We start from the raw sequence: 20516 nt of genomic DNA on the forward strand, positions 1-20516 counted from the left end.
GAAATTACCCCGCCTTATAGTAACGGGGCTGTAGTAAAATTACTTTTTCGCTAGTGCTGAAATTCTGCTTGAAAGCGAGAATAAACGAATAAAGCCTTCAGCATGCGATTGGTCATACACATCATCTGCACCAAATGTTGCAAAATCTTCGCTGTATAAGCTATTTGGTGATTTTTTCTGAACCGCAGTTACTTGACCCTTGTAAAGTTTAACTACAACTTCACCGGTAGCGACCGTTGATAACGCTTCTGCCCCCGCTAAAATTGAATCTTTAAGCGGCGTAAACCAGCGACCGTCATACACTAAGTGCGAAAATTCGCCGCCCAGTACTTCTTTCCATTTGCGGCTTGCTTTATCAAGTACCAACTCATCAATTGCTTGTAATGCCGCCATGATCACTGTGCCACCAGGGGTTTCATAACAACCACGGGATTTCATGCCCACTAAACGGTTTTCAACGATATCAACACGACCCACACCATGTGGGGATGCAATATCATTAAGTTTAACTAGACAATCATACGGTTTAAGCTGCTTGCCATTTACCGCAACCACCTCACCTTCGACCACATTTAAGGTAACAAATTCAGGCTCATTCGGTGCTTGCTCTGGTGAGTTAGTCCAGGTCCACACTTGCTCACTTGGTTGGCACCACGGATCTTCAAGCTCACCGCCTTCATGAGAAATGTGCCATGCGTTTGCATCACGGCTGTAGATTTTAGTTGCTGATGCTGAACATGGAATATCACGCTCAGCTAAGTAATCAAGTAATGATTCACGACTTGATAAGTCCCACTCACGCCATGGCGCAATCACCTGAAGATCTGGAGCAAGCGCGGCAAAACAAGATTCAAAACGTACTTGGTCGTTACCTTTACCTGTACAACCATGAGAAAGTGCATCTGCACCTACTTTGCGAGCAATTTCAACCTGCGCTTTAGCGATAATAGGACGTGCCATTGACGTACCAAGTAAATAAGTACCTTCGTAAATTGAACCGGTTTTTAACGTTGGGTAAATATAATCACTTACCATTTCGTCTTTTAAGTCAACTACATAACATTCAGACGCACCAGATGCGATCGCTTTTGCTTCAACACCTTCAAGCTCTTCTGCGCCTTGACCTACATCAGCCACGAATGCAATAACTTCACAGCCATAGTTTTCTTTTAACCATGGCACGATGGCCGACGTATCTAAACCACCAGAATAGGCTAATACAACTTTTTTAATTGAGCTCACAGGTGTTCCTTAAACAAAATTTGGATTTAATAATGAAACAAGCAACGCGTTTTGCGCATGCATACGGTTTTCTGCTTGTTGTATAATTTTTGACGCAGGACCGTCCATTACTTCTGAAGTAATTTCAAACTCCCGATGTGCAGGCTGGCAATGCAACACAGTGTCAGCCCCTGTTTGTTCAAGTAATGCGGCATTTAATTGATACGGCATGTACTTTTCTTTTACTTGTTCAAGCGGTGTGTCGTCGCCCATCGATACCCATGTATCAGTATACACAGCATTTGCGCCAACAGCGGCTTCAATACGGTCGCTTACCATCACAGACGCGCCGTTCATAGCTGCAATTTGCTCAGCCTGCTTTAAAATTTGCGAGTCTGGTGAACTGCCCTTAGGGCATACGGCAACAAAATCCGTACCTAAAGTAGCCGCTAGTAACATCAGTGAATGGGTTACGTTGTTACCTTCACCTAAATAAGCGAGTTTTAGCTGGCTCACATCACCATACACTTCTTGTAATGTTAAAAAGTCTGCCAATGCCTGGCATGGGTGATATAAGTCACACAAACTGTTGACCACAGGTACGCTTGAAAATTCAGCAAGTGTGGTTAATGTTTTATGTTGATATACCCGTGCCACAATACCATCAGCCCAACTGGCAATATTTAATGCAAAATCTTTTACTGATTCACGAGCGCCCATGGCACCATTTTGTGAATCAAGATACACAGCATGACCACCTAACTTATTGATACCAATATCAAATGATAAACGCGTACGTAAGCTTGGTTTTTCAAATAACGTAACCACCGATTTGCCAGCCAGTGCTTGCCTAAAATCAGCGGGGTTAGCTTTAATTTTTTGCGCAAGCTTAAGTAATTTAAGTGCGCCTTGTTGGTCTAACTCTAGACCCGATAAAAAATGATTAAACATATAAAACCTATGGCGTAATTTTTGTTCCGACGTGCTCACCCGCAAGTAGAGCTACTAAGTTTTCTGGCTTTTGCCAACTCGAGATATAAACGCCACGTCGTAAGTGTTGGGCAGCAAGAAGGCTGGTCTTAACTTTGACCTCCATCCCACCCCAAATTACTCCTTCTGCAATTAAAGTATTGATCTGATTTGTGTCAAGTTGATGTAACGGCTGTTTATTTGCATCAAGCACCGCTACTACATCGGTCATAAAAATAATTTCTGCATCGAGCTCTTTCGCAATTGCTGCAGCTGCTTCATCCGCATTAACGTTATACCAAAGGCCATCATCACCAAAAGCAATTGAACTCACCAGCGGTAAGCGCCCCAATTTTAGTAATTCAGGAATAACGCTCTGCACACCACTATCGCACTGCCCTACTTGACCAAGTGCTTTAAGCTTTTGCGACGAAATAATGCCCGCTTCGTATAAACTCAGCCCGACTGGTTTATGACCTGCGATAATTGCTTGACTCATTAATTGTTTATTAGCACACCCAGCAAGCGCGCCAACAATGTAAGGCATTTGCTCTTTAGGACTAATACGTAAGCCCTGATGTTTAGCACTGGCAAAGCCCGCTTCTTTTAACCAACTATCAACTAACGCCCCACCACCATGCACAATCACAAACTGTGCTTGAGTTTGTGAGGCAAGCACTTCAAATAACGCTTTAGCCGCGTTTTCCGTATTGAGTACTGCACCACCGAGTTTGATGACCCATGTTTGCATTACTGTTACCCTTTTAAACCAGTGCTATGAGGTAACCCCATAGCTAAATTAATACATTGCAGTGCTTGACCCGCAGCACCTTTTAATAAATTATCAATCGCCGCCATGACTATCAGTTGACTACCTTGTTGTTGCCAAGCGATGTCCACAAATGGCTGCTTAGCCACCCCTTTAATTGAAGGTATTTTATTGCCCAGCAATCGAATCAACGGCTCATCAGCAAGCACTTGATAAGCTTGCGCGACTTGCTCAGGGGTAACATCTGCTTTTAATTGCACATAGATAGTTTCTAAAATTCCCCGTGGGAAATTGCCTAAATGCGGCGTAAATAGCACCTTGTGATCTAAATGCTGCTCAATCTCAGGACTGTGTCTATGATTAAACAATCCATAAGGTGCAAGCGATACTTCACAAAAATGCGTGGCGACACTCGCTTTACGTCCCGCACCGGTTACACCCGATACCGCATTAATAATAATGGTTTGCTCGGCTAATAAGCCGGCTTGCTGCAGTGGCTTTAACGCATTTAATGCAGCGGTTGGATAACAGCCCGCTACGGCGACTAGCTGCGCTTTTGCAATCGCTTCACTATTCCATTCAGCCAAGCCATAAGCAGCTTCATTTAATAATTCGGTATGTTGATGTTCAAAACCATAGTAGGTTTGATAATCTTTATTGCTGCTTAAACGGTAACCACCCGATAAATCAAATACTTTCTTACCCATCTTCAAAAAACGTGGCGCTAAATCAACACTCACTTTATGATCAGTACATAAACACACAAAATCTGCAGAGCTTTCGATATCGTTATATGCACTTTCGCCAAGCGGCAATAAAGGAGAATCAAGTAAACCAACATGCTCAGGATACAAGTCGCTTAATAGCTTACCTTTGTCTAAGCTTTGCTCAGACACATAACACGCAGCTAGAGTTAACTGCGGATGTTTTACGACTAAACTTGCTAATTCTGCGCCGCTATAACCACTTGCGCCAATAATCACTACTTTCATTCGTTACTCTTTTTGGGTTGTGCTACTACATTTACATTCAAATCGGGTTAGACAGTGTATAAACACACTGTGTTGGGAATGAAACTGGATTATCGTCGTTTTATATTCATTGCGTCGCTTTAATATATTTATGCTTAAAAAGTGAATTGATATTCATCATAAATACTTTTATATTGTTATGCAATTAGATTGAATAATTAATTTGGATTTTTTTATGCCTTTACCGTCTTTTTTGTCCATGTATCAGCAGTTGATTGCCGCCCCTTCCATTAGTGCCATGGATGAATCGTTAGCTATGAGTAATAAAGGCGTGATCGACCTACTTGCCAATTGGTGTACTAGCTTAGGTTTTGAATGCGAAATTACTGAGTTGTCAGGCCCTAAAGGTCGTTTTAACTTACTCGCAAAACGTGGCCAGGGAGATGGTGGTTTAATGCTTGCCGGTCACACCGACACAGTCCCATTTGATGATAGTCGCTGGAATTATGATCCGTTTAAATTAAGTGAAAATGATAATAAACTGTATGGTTTAGGTAGTATCGATATGAAAGGTTTTTTTGCATTTGTACTGCAAGCAATTAGCAAACTCGATGCAACAACGCAAACCCAGCCCATTTTAATTTTAGCCACCGCCGATGAAGAAACGACCATGGCCGGTGCACAGCAAATTTGCAAGCATCCAAACTTAAAACCTGCCCGCTGTATTATTGGTGAACCTACTGATATGACGCCAGTATTTACACATAAAGGACATATGAGCACAGCCATTCGAGTAGTTGGCCGCTCAGGTCATAGTTCTGATCCTGAACGTGGTTTAAATGCCATTGAAGTGATGCATAAAGTAATTGCAAAATTGTTACTTTTAAAAGAAGAGTTAAAGAATAAATATTCAGTAGAGCACTTTATTATTCCCTATCCAACATTAAACCTAGGCCATATTCACGGTGGCGATAACGCAAATCGTATTTGCGGCTGCTGTGAAATGCACATTGATATGCGCCCATTGCCAGGTTTAAGCGTGCAAGAACTGCAAATGATGTTGTTAAAAATCGCAGCAGAAATTAATAACCAATGCCCAGATGCAGTGAGTGTGCTGGATATGCATGAGCCTATTCCTGCTTTTACTGGCAGTACTGACACAGCATTAGTGCAACTTGCAGAAAAGATATCCGGCGAGCAAGCTGTGGCAGTAAATTACTGCACAGAAGCACCGTTTATTCAGCAGCTTGGCTGCGAGACTATCGTAATGGGGCCTGGCTCCATTAACCAAGCCCATCAACCGGATGAGTTTTTAGCTATGGAAAAAATAAAACCGTCACAACATATGATTAGTGAAATGATTAAAGCCAGTTGTTTTAGCTGAACAGTAAAAAGCAACGGCACTGCTTTATTTAAAGAAGTGCCGCTATACAACTAATCCATATACTTAGATAAGAACTTTTTAAACACAGGATCTGTTTTAGCTAGCGCTTTTTGCTCTGCAAGTATTTCTTGAAGAATGTTCTCAGAAGTAAGCGGATTAGCAAGTACCACTCTAAAGACCACCGTTGGTTGATGATCATACTGAGCTGGTGTTAATCGTGTACGTGATACAAATGAACGCCCAGCTTCACGTTGGCGTTTTTGCATACTCGCTGTAAAACGGTTTAGCGAGGCAAATATATCCAAACGGGTTTGCTCATCGGCTTGCGCTATTGTTTGCTTAATTTGTTTTGGCACATAACGGTATGTTAGCAAACATAACTCAGGCTCTGAGATAAGTTCAAAATCATCATCAGCCTTTACTAAATCAGCAAAATAACGTGCTTTCTCAATCCCTTTATCAATTAAAATTTCGTAGCCTTTTCGGCCTATGATCCGTAAACACGCATGTACTAACATAGCCATGCCTGGACGGCTACCTTCGAGTGTGTGACTGCCTAAGTCTTTCGACCCTTTTCGCAATATATATTCCGCATGGTGCTCAATCGCATCCGCAGCTGCAGGATCTTTAAATAGCACTAATCCAGCTCCCATCGGCACATACAATTGTTTATGAGCATCAATAGTAACGGAATCTGCCCGTTCAATACCTTTAAGCAAAGAACGATATGTACCAGAAAGAAGTGTTGCTCCCCCCCATGCCGCATCGACATGAAAATGACAATCGAGCTCTTGACTTAAATCAGCCATAGCATCAAGAGGATCAATGTTGCCTGTTTCAGTCGTGCCTGCGACCCCTATAATAGCCATTACTTTTATGCCCTGCGCTGCTAGCTCATAGGCTTTTTCGCGCATTGCATCAACATCAACTTTATTGTTATCTACGGTTTTAATAGCAATATAGTTATCACGACCAACGCCAAGCAAATCAGCTGATTTTCCTAATGAATAATGCCCACGCTCTGAGATTAGTACTGCAAGGCCTTTATAACCATAATGCAACATTGCACTAGCAAGACCTTGTGAACCAATCCCTTTAAATTCACCATCGGCTTTAAGTAAGCGGTTTCGGGCAATCCATAATGCGGTAATATTTGCAATTGTGCCACCAGAACAAAATGCGCCCAATGACGTTTTAGCACTGTGCATCCACTTACTATAAAAGCTATCATCTTGCCCAAATATTAAATGATGGATCATACCCAATACTTGGCGTTCAAGTGGCGTAAATGCTTTGGAGGTTTCTATTTTAACTAAGTTTTGATTAAGACCAACCATCAACTTAGAAAGTGGCAATACAAAATGCGGTAATGCTGACGTCATATGACCGATAAAGCTTGGCGCTGCCGTATGCACTGAATGGGCAACAAGTTGCTCCATAATATCTTGCGCATAAGCAGATACAAAAGTCGGATCTTCTGGGATCGCTGCCGATTGAAAATCTTTTTCAACCTCATGCAATGGCTTTTCAATTGCCGCTATGTTCTCATTCAAAAAACCTGCTAAATTGCTCGAGATCTCAAGTTCGATTTTACTCAAAGTTGAGTCTGGTGCTTCAGGCACAGTAAATATACGCATCAGTGTTTCTTTAGAGGCGACAGCACAACGCTTTTGATCCATCTTTATACCCAGTAAATGTAGCTTTGTTTAGCTGAAGATCCATATCAGGAACTCCATTGTTAATAACGCTAAAACTACAATGATTCTACGAAATGCGTTAACTTTACTGTAATAGAATAGAAATGTCTCGCATAAAGCCACAAAAGTAGTCAATTGCATAACAAATGAATGATAAATTGATTAATATTTATCATTCAAATGGCCAGCTATATTTTTATAGGCGATACAGCCTTTTTTTGTATAATAGGAGGGCTGATAAATAAAGGAAGAGCATGATAGATACAAATTTACGGACAAATTGGATAATCGCGGGTTTTATGCTGCTTTTTATCAGTTTATTAAGCTACATCTATTACACTTACAACAGCACTCGTAACGAAATAATGCGCGGCGTTGATACTCGATTACTCAATGCCGCATTAAGCGTTAAGCATATGTTGGGTGATGACTACCATCAAAAAATCAATGCTGGACAATATATATCATCAACAGAATACCAACAAAAAAGCCGTCAATTATCAGAGTTTGCTAATGCGTTAAATATCGCTTATGTGTATGCCATGGTATTAAAAGACGGTAATGTATATTTTAGTGCTTCTAGTTACACTCAAAACGATCAAAATATCGGTAAAATCACCCAATTACTCGATCTATACCCTGAAGCAACTACCGCTAATATTGGCGCGTTTTATTCAACAGAGCCGGTGTTTGAAATTTCAAAAGATCAATGGGGGTATTTTAAAACAATTTTTGTCCCTTTTGTTGATGCCAATGGAGTCACCTATTTAACTGGAGCCGATATCACCATATACGATCTCAATCTACGGTTAGCACAAAGTGTATCTAAAGCTGCGGGCATGGCTGTATTTTTCTTTTTTATTGCTCTGTTAGTGGCAGGTATTTATGTTTATTTATTGAGACGTGCGATTTCAACCGATACCAGTAGCGGCTTTGCCAATCATATTGCTCTTGAATATTATATTAAAAACTCCTCAGAACATCATATGCAACTCGCTGTTATTTGGGTAAATGAAGTTGAAGATATCTGTGGTTTTTATGGTACGGAAATAGGTGACCGTGTTATGAAAAACCTATTGCAACACTTTAAAAAACACAGTCCTACAGGTAGCCAGATATTTCGTCTAACAACCAACAAAATAGTCCTTATTGCTCCTTTGGATAAAGGTAATGCAGGTTTTCTAGAGGTGATCCAAGCTTACAATTGCAGCACCCCATTACTTACCGACCCCTTTATATACATCACCTTGTGCGCAGGCATTGCCAAAGGTAATAAATCAATGTTACTTGAAAATGCTCATATTGCCGCATTACAAGCCAAACAGGGTGGACTCTCTGTGGTTAATTATTCAAGCACACTACATGATGCAAAAAACCAATATCAATACAATATAGCAATGGCAAAAGAAGTACGTGAAGCATTTGAGAATAATAGAATTGTGCCTTATTTTCAGGCTATTTATGATAATGAAACCAACACTATCATTCAGTATGAATGTTTGCCTAGGATGATCACCTGTCATGGTGAAATTCTCAAACCAGAGTCATTCTTAGATGTCATTAATCGCTCTCGCATGGATGGTATGCTCACCCGCACAATGCTCACACAGTGCTTTGCACGATTTAGAAAAACCAGTACGTGCTGGAGCATCAATATCACAGTCCAAGATATACTTGACCCAAGCCTAGCAGAGTTTTTAGAAGATGAATTTAAACGCTATCCACTACCAAGCAATGTCACCCTAGAACTATTAGAAACTGAAGCTATCGCAAATTATTCTGAGGTAAAAGCATTTATAACCATGGTTAAGAATCGCGGTGTACGGGTAATAATTGATGGTTTTGGCACTGGTTATTCGAATATATCTAATGTACTAAAGTTAGAAGTGGATGGCATTAAGCTTGATGGTAGTTTGATCAAACAAATTATCCACGATAAAGACATTTATTTATTTATTGAACACATTGCCAGTTTTACTCAGCAACTTAAGTTACAGCTAATTGCTGAGCATGTAGAGAGTAAACCTATCACCAACGCGCTAAAAAAGGCCAATGTGACACTAATGCAAGGCAATTACTTTGCCGAGCCTATGCCACATATTACTGCAAATACAGAGCAATCGTATCCAATCTCTTAATCTAAACTCAGGTTAAGAGATTTACGAAAACATTAAGTTATAAAAGCACTTAGGTTTATTTTGAAGCAACATTTAAATTAATCACTAAGCGGTAGCTTGGTTGACCACTTGCCCAATATTTTCGTTCAAATGGTGTAACTGCCAAATCATTTTGATAATGTTCGACTGTGCAGTTATGTCCGGTGAGCTTGAGAGCTTGAGCAAATTCTTTCACATAAATATCCCAATTGCTGCGAACTTCTAACAGCCCACCTAATTTAACAATAAATGGAAAAATAGCAGCGCCATGCCAACGCCGCTGAATATGCTTAGCTTTTGGCCACGGGTTTGGATACAGCAAGTAATGGTGTGTGGGTTGCCAATTAGCCGACACTGCAAGTCGCCAAAAATCATTTAAATCGGCTTGTACTAAAATGTACTGACCTGAATCGGTTTGTTTATATTCAATGTCATGTTTATCTAAACGATGAGATGACTTATCAATACCTATCACTAACGCATCAGGATGGCATTTAGCTAAATTTGCTGTGCTTTCACCTACCCCACAACACGAATCTAAAATAATGGGCCCAGCAAAGGCCTGTACCTTTTCATTGACTTGCTCAAACGCTGCTTGCGTATGTGCTGCAATAGGTTTTTTAAACTGGGCAGTTAAATGCTTATTAACTATATCATCCAGCTTTTCATGTATGCCTGGTTGATTCGATACAATACTTCGTGAATTTGCATCACTCATTAGTGTCTTAACCCCACACCTTTTTTAATTAACGTTAAAGCTAATGTAAATAAGGCTGTAATAAATAATAACAACACGCCAAATGCGACCGTTAAATCAACATCCGACACGCCTAAGAAACCATACCTAAAGGCATTGACCATATAAATAATTGGATTAACCTGCGATACGCCTTGCCAAAACTCTGGCAATAAAGTGATTGAGTAAAACACACCTCCTAAATAGGTCAATGGCGTTAGAATAAAAGTTGGGATAATACTGATATCGTCAAAACTATTGGCATAAATAGCATTGATCAAACCGCCTAATGCAAATACTGCAGAGGTTAAAATTACTGTCGCGATGATCACAAAAATATTATGGACTTGAATATCCACAAACAATAACGACACACACGTAACAATTAATCCCACCAACATGCCACGGGTCATACCGCCGCCCATATAGCCAAGCACAATGATATAATTAGGCACGGGTGCAACTAACAGCTCTTCAATGCTTTTTTGAAACTTGGTTGAATAAAAGCTTGATGCCACATTAGAATACGAATTAGTGATCACCGACATCATGATAAGACCCGGTACAATAAACTCCATATAGCTAAAGCCACCCATATCACCAATACGAGAACCAATAAGATTACCGAAAATCACAAAGTACAAACTCATAGTGATTGCCGGTGGCACGAGTGTTTGTACCCAAATACGCAAAAATCGAATACACTCTTTAAACCATAAACTCTTTAAGGCTACGCCATATTTAAACATCTACTTGCCCCGCCCTTGCTCTAGTAAACCTACAAACAACTCTTCTAATCGGTTAGCTTTATTTCGCATGCTAAGCACGGTATTGCCCTGCTCGGTTAATGCTGTAAATACTGCATTCAAGCCCTGAGATTTGGCTACTTCAACCTCAATAGTATGATCATCAGCCATAGTAAACTTATAATCATCAAGTTTAACGGTAACTGGCTGGACAGGCTGTTTTAAATCAAGAATAAAGGTTTCTTTATCTAGCTTAGCAAGCAATGCTTTAATGGTGGTGTTTTCAACGATAATGCCGGAATCAATGATCGCGATATTTTTACACAGCAGCTCGGCTTCTTCTAAGTAATGGGTGGTGAGAATAATTGTCACCCCCTGCTCATTAATTTGTCTTAAAAAATCCCACATCGAGCGGCGTAATTCAATATCAACACCGGCGGTTGGCTCATCTAAAATTAGCAGTTTTGGTTCATGCATTAACGCACGAGCAATCATTAAACGACGTTTCATACCGCCTGATAGTGTTCGTGCTTGTTTGTCTTTCTTTTCAAGTAAGCCTAATTGCGCTAAATATTTATCCGCTCGTTGATGCGCCACCTTACGGGGTACACCATAGTAACCCGCTTGATTTACCAGTATTTGCGTCAACGTTTCAAACTGGCTAAAGTTAAATTCTTGTGGCACTAAGCCTAGTTGTGATTTAGCGGCTTCTAAATCTGAATCTATGTTGTGACCAAACACCTCAACTAAGCCTTTGGTTTTATTAACAAGTGATGAGATCACGCCAATGGTAGTTGACTTACCCGCGCCATTTGGGCCTAACAAGGCAAAAAAATCACCTTCATATACTTGTAGATCCACACCTTTAACGGCTTCAACACCATTTTTATATACCTTGGTCAGGCCTTCAATATTCAAAGCCAATGCTTTACTCATGATTTACCCTCCCCATAACCCCAACGTTTAGTTAGTGTGTGTGCAATCTTTAAATGATCTAAAATACGTGCAACCATAAAATCAACTAAGTCATTAATGGTTTGCGGTTGATGATAAAACCCCGGTGCAGCTGGCATAATTGTTACCCCGAGCTTTGCGAGCTTTAGCATGTTTTCTAGATGAATTTCACTAAATGGCGTTTCTCGTGGCACTAAAATTAACTGACCACGCTCTTTAATCACGACATCAGCGGCGCGCTCTAATAAATTATCAGAGGCCCCCATCGCTATTGCAGAGACCGAGCCTGCACTACACGGGCACACGACCATTTTTTTCGGCGCTGCAGAGCCAGACGCCACAGGGCTAAACCAGTTATCTTTACCAAATACTTGTAACTGCCCTGGCTGTGATTTAAATAAGCTACTTAATTGTTCGGTGGCTTTATCTTCATTGGCTGATAATTTAATGTTTGATTCTGTATCTAGCACTACCCGCGCCGCGCTTGAGATCAATACATACACGCGAAACTGCTGCGCGAGCAATACTTCAAGTAATCGTAAGCCATATGGCGCGCCTGACGCACCACTAAAGGCCAGCGTTATGGTTTCTTTATATTGCACTGTCGCTCCGGTTTATTGCTGGATAAATTTATGCTGCAAAGCTGTTATCAATGTGTCGTGGAGGCTATTAAAGCCACCATTACTCATGATCAAAATATGTTGTTGCGGTTGCGCTTTCGAGACTACTTGCTCAACGATCTCATCGGTATTACTCAAGCATACCATGCCAGCCTGTTTAGCCTGCTCACTTAACGACCAGTTTAAATTGTCGGGCTCGAATAAATACACATCATCAGCATCAACTAATGACGCCAATAACGTATGTTGATGCACGCCCATTTTCATCGTATTCGAGCGCGGCTCTAATATCGCAATAATTTTTTCATTGCCTACTTTTGCACGCAACCCAGCAACCGTTGTAGTGATAGCTGTTGGGTGATGAGCAAAGTCATCATACACTTTAATATTGGCAATATCGGCTTTTAGCTCCATTCTGCGTTTAGGACTAATAAATTCCCCTAACCCTGTAATGCTATGTTCAATTGCAATCCCGACATGGCGCGCGGCAGCAATAGCCATGATAGCGTTTTTAACATTGTGCTCACCAAACGCTTGCCATTTTACCGAGCCTTGGTATTCATCATTGAGTAACACTGCAAATTCACTGCCATCGGCATTTATCAGCTCATATCCCCAATCACCACCTAGTGTTTCACTTTCGCTCCAACAACCTTGGTTAATTACGTCTTGCAGAGCATCGTCTTGTTGTGGCCAAATAACTTTGCCGCTACTTGGTAGTGTACGCATCAAATGGTGAAATTGTTTTTTAATAGCGTTTAAATCTTCAAAAATATCAGCATGATCAAATTCAAGATTGTTTAAAATCAGTGTGCGCGGTAAGTAATGCACAAACTTGCTGCGTTTATCAAAAAAGGCAGTGTCGTATTCATCAGCTTCAATAACAAAAAATGGCGTTTCGCCAACCCGTGCCGACAAACCAAAATTTTGCACAATACCGCCAATCAAAAACCCTGGCTTTAAACCCCCGTATTCTAAAATCCATGCTAGCATGCTTGCAGTGGTGGTTTTACCATGAGTTCCAGCAACCGCCAATACCCAAGAGTTTTGCAATAAATTATGCTTTAACCATTCAGGGCCGGAAGTATACGCTAAGCCCTTGTCCAATACATATTCAACACATGGGTTACCACGACTCATTGCATTGCCAATAATCACCATATCTGGTGCGGGTTCTAACTGAGATGTATCATAGCCTTGGGTTAATTTAATACCAAGCTCTTCAAGTTGCGTGCTCATTGGTGGGTATACGTTTAGATCAGAGCCCGTGACTGTATGGCCTAGCGACTTAGCTATCGCCGCAATACCACCCATAAAGGTGCCGCAAATGCCTAAAATATGAATATGCATATTATTCCTTTGCCGCCACACATAGCTTACGCAGCGCTAAAAAATAGATAATCGATAAGGTGCCATAATGCCAAAAATAGCGTTCAGTTACCATTGCCATCTAACACAACACTTGTGCTAAATAACAACTAAATAAGTATATAAGTTAAATAATTCCCTTACTTATGCTTAACCGCGCAAATGTAGATGTAATTGCAGAGCCTCGCAGGAAAGGTCGCTTATCGATGAGTGCAAAATACACCTTCTAATTTAAGGTGTATATTGGCTTATAAAAAACGCCTTAGCTCATTGAGTTAAGGCGTTTTTATTTATCTTTAATAAACGCAGTGCTACATCATCAAAAATACAATTAAACCTACGCCCAATAATAATCGATAGATAACAAATGGCATCATCCCCATACGTTCAATTATTTTTAAGAACAGGAAAATACACGCATACGCAGAGATAAACGATAAACCTGCACCTAAAATTAACGTTGTCCAATCAACTATATGATCCCCTAATGCCAGCTCAATGGTGTAATACAAGCCCATCATTGAGATCACTGGAATTGCGAGTAAAAATGAAAAACGCGCAGCGCTTTGTTTATTCATCCCCAGCATTAAACCGGCGGTCATAGTAATACCTGAGCGTGACGTACCTGGGATCATCGCCATCGCTTGCGCCATGCCGATCATCAGTGCTGATTTCCAAGTTAATTGATAAATGGTTTTAGTTTGCTTACCTTTTACGTCGGCATACCAAAGTAATAAACCAAACAAAATAGTAGTGATTGCAATTACCCACGCACTGCGTAAATAGAGCTCGATTAAATCTTTAAAAATTAAACCTAATACAGCGGCCGGGATTGTACCTAAAACAATCCACCAGCCAAGTTTACTGTCATCTGTTGCACCTTGCGCACCAAATGATTTAAACCATGCAGTAAGTATTTCGACAACTTCTTTTCTGAAGTAAATTATTACGGCAATCAGCGTACCTACATGCACAGCAACATCAAAGGCAAGGCCTTGATCTTGCCAACCAAGAATTTGTGAAGGGAGAATGAGGTGAGCTGAGCTTGAAATAGGTAAAAACTCAGTTAATCCTTGGATCAGGGCTAAAACAATAATTTCGATAATACTCATGGGTTAGTAAACTCCACCTTCCATAATTTTTGCTTGGGGTTGTTGTAAGTATTCCACAACTGAGCAATTGTTTGCTTTGCTGTAGGATGATAAAAATCGGGAGCTATTTCTGCCAAAGGCTGAAGAACAAAGGCATTCTTGGTGATTTCATCACGGGGTAACTGTGCAGGAGAATCACACACTACGTCATCGTAAAACAGTAAATCTAGATCAAGTGTACGCGGGCTAAATTTTTTATCGTTATTTGTGCGACCATTCTCTCGTTCAATCTGTTTGAGTAACTGACATAACTGGGGAAGCGGTATCTGTGTTTGTGCACCAATGACTGAGTTGTAAAAGTTATTACCTGCAAAGCCAACGGCTTCACTTTCAAAGACGCTGGAATGATCGAATTCTATAAGAAGAGCTTTTAGGGCAATTAACGCTTGACGGATATAATGTTCTTTATCAACATTAGAGCCAAGGCTAATATAAATTTGCGCCATCTTAACGTGCCTTGAGTCGGGTAATTTCAACACCTACAGTGCGTGCTTGCGCTACGGCTGCGGGTTTACTAACTCGAATGGTAACTTGTGTTGTAGCAAACTCGGTTAAAATGATAGCCGCAAGTTGCTCTACTAAGGTCTCCAATAACTCAACAGGCTGTGCTGTCGTGTGCGCGATTACTCTCTCACTTACCTTTGCGTAATCAAGTGCTAAGGCAATGTCATCGGTTTTTGCTGCGGGTTTAATATCACACAGCATCTCGATATCAAAATACAAACTCTGTTTGGTTTCTTTTTCAAAATCGTACACGCCTATGATAGTGTCAACATGTAGTTGCGATATAAAAACCTTATCCATAACTGCTCCAACTGGCAAAAACTTAAAACTCATTGACTTAAGTCTACATCGGCTATAATTTGCATTTATAGCCTTTATACACTTTAACTGTGTTTTATTATGTAAAATTACCCATATAATATTATTAGCCTGCAGGTATATTTAGTACCTATTACTTAAACAGCAAAAAATATGAATGCAATTTTTGCGGCCAATGATAGCCGAAAAACTGTGATTAAAAAATAAGGAAGCGCGTGATAGCCGTTTTAATGTTAGTTTTAGCCTATTTACTCGGGTCGATCTCATCGGCTATTTTAGTGTCTCGGCTGTTTAAGCTACCCGATCCTCGCAGCAATGGCTCAAACAACCCAGGCGCCACCAATGTTTATCGCCTTGGTGGAGCGGTTCCTGCCTGCTTAGTTTTAGTATTTGATATTCTCAAAGGGACGATTCCTGTCTGGGGCGCTTATTTTTTACAATTTGAACCACTAATGCTGGGATTAATCGGGGTTGCTGCGTGTTTAGGGCATATGTTTCCGGTATTCTTTCACTTTAAAGGCGGCAAAGCAGTTGCAACTGCCTTTGGAACATTACTACCCATTGGCTTGTTTCTAGGCGGGCTATTAATTTCAACTTGGGTGGCGGTCGTTGTCATTACACGCTATTCATCACTGGGCGCATTAGTCGCCGTTTCTTTAGCGCCATTATACACTTGGTGGATCAAGCCGCTTTATACCTTACCAGTAACTCTTTTAACTCTTTTGATTATCTTTCGTCATCACGGTAATATTAAACGTTTATTTAGTGGCAAAGAACCTAAAATCGGTGACAAGAAAGCGTCACCAACTAAAGATGATACCAATACTTCAGTTTAAATAGCCTCTAAACTATCGATCGGCCAGCGTGGTTTCGTTTTCATATCAAGGCTGGCAAACTGCCCTGCCTTTAGGCGCTGCATACCAGCATAGGCGATCATGGCACCATTATCAGTACAAAACTCTGTACGCGGATAATAAACCTGTCCTTTCATGCCTTGCATTACCCGCTCTAGTTGCGCACGTAGCTGTATATTGGCGCTTACACCACCAGCAATTACTAAGCGATTTATACCGGTTTGCTTTAAAGCACGCTTACATTTAATAACTAATGTATCAATAACTGCGGTTTGAAACGCATGAGCGATATCTGCTTTGGTTTGCTGATCATCGTCATTATTACGAATAGTAATTGCAGCCGCCGTTTTCAAGCCACTAAAACTAAAATCAAGGCCCGGTTTATCTGTCATTGGTCGTGGGAAAATAAAGCGCTTAGGAACACCTTGCTCAGCAAGTTTAGCTAATCGTGGTCCACCAGGGTAATCTAAACCAAGTAACTTGGCCGTTTTATCAAATGCTTCACCTGCTGCATCATCTACCGATTCACCCAATACTTCATATTGGCCAATCCCAGCCACCTTAACCATCATGGTGTGCCCACCTGACACTAGTAAGGCAATAAACGGAAACTCAGGCACACTTTCTTCAAGCATGGGCGCCAGTAGATGGCCTTCCATATGATGCACTGCCACCGCTGGAATATTCCAACCATAGGCGAGAGAGCGCCCAATTGAGGTCCCCACTAATAGCGCCCCCACAAGTCCAGGGCCTGCAGTGTAAGCAATACCATCGATATCTCCCGGTCCGCAACCGGCCTGTGCAAAAGCAGCATCGATTAATGGCAAGGTTTTACGAACATGATCTCGAGATGCAAGCTCAGGCACTACACCGCCATAATCTGCATGCACTTTTACTTGGCTATAGAGTTGATGAGCAAGTAAACCTTGTTCATCATCATAAATTGCAATTCCCGTTTCATCACACGACGATTCAATGCCTAAAATTCGCACTGCAGTTTTCTCCCATGCCCTTTGGCACTTTTAAATTCTTAAAATAAATCTCTTAATCAGAGTTTTGATTACTTAAAGTGTAATACCAATGTTTGTTTGTCCATCAGCGATAGCATGTTGCTTTAACGCTTTCACGTTTTCAGCTGTTATTCTGCCCATCTGCTCAACAAAATCAATTAACTCACCTAACACTTCAATTTCGTATTGCATCAACGGATGTTCACGTACTGCTGTATTATCAGCCAGCTCACCTTCAACCGTTAATTGATATTCAATAAAACGCGCAACAGTCGCCTGAGAGATTTTACTAATACTGATAAATTCTTGCTCATCTTTGGCAATTAAACCATGCATTAAGCCTAATAAAGCAGTGGCGGCATCTATCGCTGGATAAGTTCCGAACATATCAAAATCAGCGAGTTCTGGAACATTCGGCTCTATTTTCTCAATTTGCTTTTCAAGACTAATCTTACTTTTCGGAAGTAAGATTTTTTCCCAACACAAATTAAGTGCACTGCGCAAAATAGCTTCGTCACCAAATCCTGTTGCTTCACTAAATAAACCATAATTAGGCAGCATACGTTCAATTAATGCTGCCGCCAGTACCGCTTGTTGCAAATAGTTAAGCTCTCTTATACGCTGAAAATTATTCGCTTTAGTCATTATTTGGTGTCCTACAAGACCAACAAATTTCAAATGTTGGTCCATTATGCTCGTGACAGTTGGGGCATACCCAATCAGGAGCGGATTGTTGTACTTGAGTGTAGTTTACCAATATTTGCCGCGCCTGGCGCTCTTTAATCACAAAAACCTGCACTCTAACTTGGGTTTGCTCTAAAGGTATTTCGCCAACAGCCCCTTGTAAGGACTCACCGAGTAACTGACACTCAATATTGCTGTTAAGTAATAATCCTTTCACGATGTTTGCCTCTACCGCATTTGCTGCGCAATAGATTGTTAACCATTGAAATGGAGCTTGCTCTGTATTGTTATTATTTATTTTATTTTGCAATGACAACCTCTTTTTCTTTGCGATTAAATTACCCTAAGCTACTCTAAGCAAAGTAATTGTTATATAGGAAATAATCATGACCCTCACGACACCTGGACTGCTGTTCCCTGCAATTTCTTTATTGTTATTAGCATATACCAACCGTTTTTTAGTGCTAGCACAATTAATTCGTGAACTTAATGCCCGTGAAGGCGACACCATTCGACCATTAGTCATTGCACAAATTACAAACCTAAGGAAACGCATTAGGCTCATTCGAACCATGCAAGTCTATGGCGTTGCTTCTTTTTTAATGTGTACATTCTCAATGTTTGCGTTATTTATTGAGTTTAAAACCACTGGCGTAATTTTATTTGGCATTAGCTTAGCCAGCCTCGCGCTATCGTTGCTAACCTCTTTATATGAAATACATATTTCATGTGATGCAATTGAAATTGAGCTTAAAAACATTGAAAAAAAACCACTGAGCAACAAGGCAGACTAAAAAACAAGCACTATACTCTTTAGCAGGGTGATTAAACTAAAGGTGTAAATGTGAACGACTTTTTATTTTCAGAAAATGTCATTGAAGAGTCAGAAGCTCAGTCACCACAAGCGTTCTGGAATATCCTCGTGGTTGATGATGAGGATGATATTCACCAAGTCACTAAACTTGTACTATCAGGCTTTACCTTTGAAAATAAAGCTTTATGTTTGCATCATGCATATTCAGCGAAAGCTGCAAAAGTATTATTACAACAAAATCTCGATTTTTCGGTTGGCTTAATCGACGTGGTAATGGAAACTAGCCATGCTGGGTTAGATTTAATAAAATTTATCCGTGATGATATTAATAACCACGATATTCGTCTTATTTTGCGTACTGGCCAGCCCGGCGAAGCCCCCGAAGAAGCGGTGATCCGCGAGTACGACATTAACGATTACAAAAATAAAACCGAGCTGACGGCAATAAAAATGAAAACATTATTGTATTCAGCTTTGCGTTCACACCGTGATATTCAAATTATTGAGCGCCATAGAAAAGGGCTTGAAAAAATAATCAACGCTTCTAGCTCATTTTTGAAATGTGATAGTGTCCATGAGTTTGCATCAACAATTTTATCTCATGTAACCAATGTTATGAGCTTAGATGACACAGAAATTTATTGTGCTGCTGCTGTTAACCAACAAACATCCCCAGCCACTGATTTTAAGCTACTGGCAGCTTCAGGTGTTGAGCCTGAGCCTAATGCCAATATGCTCCCCGAAGATGTAAAGCAATTATTTGTTGAGGCTCACAATCGCAAATCATCACAAAAAACCATGCATGACTACATTGGCTATTTTCCAACTCAGGCGGGCCTAGAAACGATGCTGTATGTGCATAAAGCCTCGTTATTAGGAACCACCGATTATCAGCTTTTGGAGTTTTTTGCTAATAATATAGCTCTGGCTTACGATAACCTAAAACTACGAGAAACAATGAAGGATTCGCAAAAGGAGTTATCGTATATTCTTGGTGAAGCCGTTGAAAAACGTTCAAAAGAAACCGGGTCACATGTCAAAAGAGTTGCGCACTATAGTGAATTATTAGGTAAGTTATATGGCTTAAATAACTTCGAGTGTGAAGTAATAAAACTCGCCTCGCCCTTGCACGATATTGGAAAAATAAGCATTCCAGATCATATTCTCAATAAACCCGATAAGCTTAATGCTCAAGAGTGGGCCATTATGCAAACTCACGCCGAAGTTGGTTATGATATTCTAAAGAATTCGAATAACGAAATCTTAAAGTGTGGTTCAATCATTGCCCATACACACCATGAAAAGTGGGACGGCTCCGGCTATCCCAATCAACTTACAGGTAAAAATATTAATATTGTTGGTCGTATTACAGCTCTTGCGGATGTTTTTGATGCCCTAGGCAGTGATCGATGCTACAAAAAAGCTTGGCCACTTGAAGAGATTCTCAATTTGCTCAAGGAGCAGAGTGGCAAACAGTTTGAACCGAAACTTGTGGATATATTTATTAACAATTTAGCACTTTTTTTGGAGATAAAAGAACGTTACCCTAACTGATAGTTGTAAAAATTATGTGAAATACCCTTTTCAAAT

At 40.5% G+C, this 20516-nt stretch carries 21 protein-coding genes; 5 read left to right on the forward strand and 16 right to left on the reverse strand.

Annotation, left to right across the window (positions count from 1 at the left end):
- Positions 1–39: 39 nt before the first annotated feature.
- From J7338_RS02155 to argC, 4 genes are read right to left on the reverse strand one after another with little or no spacing between them, the layout of a single operon-like run.
- The gene (locus J7338_RS02155; protein WP_210795207.1) at positions 40–1242 is read right to left on the reverse strand and encodes an argininosuccinate synthase; all 1203 of its coding nucleotides are present in this window, start codon (positions 1240–1242) and stop codon (positions 40–42) included.
- 9 nt (positions 1243–1251) lie between these two features.
- Positions 1252–2172, reverse strand: a complete 921-nt coding sequence (locus J7338_RS02160; RefSeq protein ID WP_210795209.1) for an ornithine carbamoyltransferase — start codon at positions 2170–2172, stop codon at positions 1252–1254.
- Positions 2173–2179: 7 nt separating this feature from the next.
- The gene (gene argB, locus J7338_RS02165) at positions 2180–2941 is read right to left on the reverse strand and encodes an acetylglutamate kinase (RefSeq protein WP_210795211.1); all 762 of its coding nucleotides are present in this window, start codon (positions 2939–2941) and stop codon (positions 2180–2182) included.
- 5 nt (positions 2942–2946) lie between these two features.
- Positions 2947–3951 (reverse strand): N-acetyl-gamma-glutamyl-phosphate reductase, encoded by a 1005-nt coding sequence (argC, locus tag J7338_RS02170; protein WP_210795213.1) that lies wholly within the window; start codon positions 3949–3951, stop codon positions 2947–2949.
- A 214-nt stretch (positions 3952–4165) separates the two neighbouring features.
- On the opposite strand from argC, the gene argE reads away from it, so the two are divergent.
- Positions 4166–5314 (forward strand): acetylornithine deacetylase, encoded by a 1149-nt coding sequence (argE, locus tag J7338_RS02175; RefSeq protein ID WP_210795215.1) that lies wholly within the window; start codon positions 4166–4168, stop codon positions 5312–5314.
- 50 nt (positions 5315–5364) lie between these two features.
- On the opposite strand, the gene panP is transcribed toward argE, so the two are convergent.
- Entirely contained in the window at positions 5365–6993 is a 1629-nt protein-coding gene (panP, locus tag J7338_RS02180; RefSeq protein WP_210795217.1) for a pyridoxal-dependent aspartate 1-decarboxylase PanP, read from the reverse strand.
- A 272-nt stretch (positions 6994–7265) separates the two neighbouring features.
- On the opposite strand from panP, the gene J7338_RS02185 reads away from it, so the two are divergent.
- Positions 7266–9149, forward strand: coding sequence for a bifunctional diguanylate cyclase/phosphodiesterase (locus tag J7338_RS02185; RefSeq protein ID WP_210795219.1), 1884 nt, complete (start codon positions 7266–7268; stop codon positions 9147–9149).
- Between the two features lie 55 nt (positions 9150–9204).
- Here J7338_RS02185 and trmB read toward each other — a convergent pair whose 3' ends face one another.
- The 8 genes from trmB to folB form a co-directional block, all read right to left on the reverse strand.
- Entirely contained in the window at positions 9205–9885 is a 681-nt protein-coding gene (gene trmB, locus J7338_RS02190) for a tRNA (guanine(46)-N(7))-methyltransferase TrmB (RefSeq protein WP_210795221.1), read from the reverse strand.
- Positions 9885–10652, reverse strand: a complete 768-nt coding sequence (locus J7338_RS02195; protein WP_210795223.1) for an ABC transporter permease — start codon at positions 10650–10652, stop codon at positions 9885–9887. Before J7338_RS02195 ends, trmB begins: the two co-directional genes overlap by 1 nt.
- The gene (locus tag J7338_RS02200) at positions 10653–11585 is read right to left on the reverse strand and encodes an ABC transporter ATP-binding protein (RefSeq protein ID WP_210795225.1); all 933 of its coding nucleotides are present in this window, start codon (positions 11583–11585) and stop codon (positions 10653–10655) included.
- Positions 11582–12205, reverse strand: coding sequence for a flavin prenyltransferase UbiX (locus J7338_RS02205; RefSeq protein ID WP_210795227.1), 624 nt, complete (start codon positions 12203–12205; stop codon positions 11582–11584). The genes J7338_RS02200 and J7338_RS02205 overlap by 4 nt, the downstream gene beginning before the upstream one ends.
- 12 nt (positions 12206–12217) lie before the next feature.
- A complete protein-coding gene (gene mpl, locus J7338_RS02210) occupies positions 12218–13573 on the reverse strand; it encodes a UDP-N-acetylmuramate:L-alanyl-gamma-D-glutamyl-meso-diaminopimelate ligase (RefSeq protein ID WP_210795229.1) in 1356 nt (451 codons plus the stop codon).
- A 329-nt stretch (positions 13574–13902) separates the two neighbouring features.
- Positions 13903–14703, reverse strand: coding sequence for an undecaprenyl-diphosphate phosphatase (locus J7338_RS02215; RefSeq protein ID WP_210795231.1), 801 nt, complete (start codon positions 14701–14703; stop codon positions 13903–13905).
- On the reverse strand, positions 14700–15188 hold the full coding sequence (gene folK, locus J7338_RS02220; protein WP_210795233.1) for a 2-amino-4-hydroxy-6-hydroxymethyldihydropteridine diphosphokinase: 489 nt from the start codon (positions 15186–15188) through the stop codon (positions 14700–14702). Before folK ends, J7338_RS02215 begins: the two co-directional genes overlap by 4 nt.
- A 1-nt stretch (position 15189) precedes the next feature.
- Positions 15190–15546 carry a dihydroneopterin aldolase gene (folB, locus tag J7338_RS02225; protein ID WP_210795235.1) on the reverse strand — a complete coding sequence of 119 codons (357 nt, stop codon included), beginning with the start codon at positions 15544–15546 and terminating at the stop codon, positions 15190–15192.
- 233 nt (positions 15547–15779) lie between these two features.
- Between folB and plsY the strand changes: the two genes are divergently transcribed.
- Positions 15780–16400 (forward strand): glycerol-3-phosphate 1-O-acyltransferase PlsY, encoded by a 621-nt coding sequence (plsY, locus tag J7338_RS02230; RefSeq protein ID WP_210795237.1) that lies wholly within the window; start codon positions 15780–15782, stop codon positions 16398–16400.
- Here plsY and tsaD read toward each other — a convergent pair.
- The 3 genes from tsaD to J7338_RS02245 all read right to left on the reverse strand — a co-directional run bounded on the left by tsaD (position 16397) and on the right by J7338_RS02245 (position 18422).
- Entirely contained in the window at positions 16397–17410 is a 1014-nt protein-coding gene (gene tsaD / locus J7338_RS02235; protein ID WP_210795239.1) for a tRNA (adenosine(37)-N6)-threonylcarbamoyltransferase complex transferase subunit TsaD, read from the reverse strand. The genes plsY and tsaD overlap by 4 nt on opposite strands.
- A gap of 72 nt (positions 17411–17482) precedes the next feature.
- A complete protein-coding gene (locus J7338_RS02240; protein ID WP_210795241.1) occupies positions 17483–18073 on the reverse strand; it encodes a YjaG family protein in 591 nt (196 codons plus the stop codon).
- Positions 18066–18422, reverse strand: a complete 357-nt coding sequence (locus J7338_RS02245; protein ID WP_210795243.1) for a putative signal transducing protein — start codon at positions 18420–18422, stop codon at positions 18066–18068. The genes J7338_RS02240 and J7338_RS02245 overlap by 8 nt, the downstream gene beginning before the upstream one ends.
- A gap of 76 nt (positions 18423–18498) precedes the next feature.
- On the opposite strand from J7338_RS02245, the gene J7338_RS02250 reads away from it, so the two are divergent.
- Together J7338_RS02250 and J7338_RS02255 are read left to right on the forward strand one after the other, a co-directional pair.
- Entirely contained in the window at positions 18499–18906 is a 408-nt protein-coding gene (locus tag J7338_RS02250) for a DUF2721 domain-containing protein (protein WP_210795245.1), read from the forward strand.
- A 50-nt stretch (positions 18907–18956) separates the two neighbouring features.
- On the forward strand, positions 18957–20480 hold the full coding sequence (locus J7338_RS02255) for a DUF3369 domain-containing protein (RefSeq protein WP_210795247.1): 1524 nt from the start codon (positions 18957–18959) through the stop codon (positions 20478–20480).
- Positions 20481–20516 lie beyond the last annotated feature (36 nt).

Source organism: Pseudoalteromonas ostreae, from assembly GCF_018069805.1.
GTDB lineage: Bacteria > Pseudomonadota > Gammaproteobacteria > Enterobacterales > Alteromonadaceae > Pseudoalteromonas > Pseudoalteromonas ostreae.

Bases quoted from the DNA above. Each gene is read 5' to 3' on its own strand.
- folK (WP_210795233.1), bottom strand. From the start codon at position 15,188: ATGGCGCAAATTTATATTAGCCTTGGCTCTAATGTTGATAAAGAACAT.
- J7338_RS02160 (WP_210795209.1), bottom strand. From the start codon at position 2,172: ATGTTTAATCATTTTTTATCGGGTCTAGAGTTAGACCAACAAGGCGCA.
- argC (WP_210795213.1), bottom strand. From the start codon at position 3,951: ATGAAAGTAGTGATTATTGGCGCAAGTGGTTATAGCGGCGCAGAATTA.
- mpl (WP_210795229.1), bottom strand. From the start codon at position 13,573: ATGCATATTCATATTTTAGGCATTTGCGGCACCTTTATGGGTGGTATT.
- argB (WP_210795211.1), bottom strand. From the start codon at position 2,941: ATGCAAACATGGGTCATCAAACTCGGTGGTGCAGTACTCAATACGGAA.
- J7338_RS02185 (WP_210795219.1), top strand. From the start codon at position 7,266: ATGATAGATACAAATTTACGGACAAATTGGATAATCGCGGGTTTTATG.
- trmB (WP_210795221.1), bottom strand. From the start codon at position 9,885: ATGAGTGATGCAAATTCACGAAGTATTGTATCGAATCAACCAGGCATA.
- J7338_RS02200 (WP_210795225.1), bottom strand. From the start codon at position 11,585: ATGAGTAAAGCATTGGCTTTGAATATTGAAGGCCTGACCAAGGTATAT.
- argE (WP_210795215.1), top strand. From the start codon at position 4,166: ATGCCTTTACCGTCTTTTTTGTCCATGTATCAGCAGTTGATTGCCGCC.
- folB (WP_210795235.1), bottom strand. From the start codon at position 15,546: ATGGATAAGGTTTTTATATCGCAACTACATGTTGACACTATCATAGGC.
- J7338_RS02240 (WP_210795241.1), bottom strand. From the start codon at position 18,073: ATGACTAAAGCGAATAATTTTCAGCGTATAAGAGAGCTTAACTATTTG.
- J7338_RS02250 (WP_210795245.1), top strand. From the start codon at position 18,499: ATGACCCTCACGACACCTGGACTGCTGTTCCCTGCAATTTCTTTATTG.
- J7338_RS02195 (WP_210795223.1), bottom strand. From the start codon at position 10,652: ATGTTTAAATATGGCGTAGCCTTAAAGAGTTTATGGTTTAAAGAGTGT.
- panP (WP_210795217.1), bottom strand. From the start codon at position 6,993: ATGGATCAAAAGCGTTGTGCTGTCGCCTCTAAAGAAACACTGATGCGT.
- J7338_RS02215 (WP_210795231.1), bottom strand. From the start codon at position 14,703: ATGAGTATTATCGAAATTATTGTTTTAGCCCTGATCCAAGGATTAACT.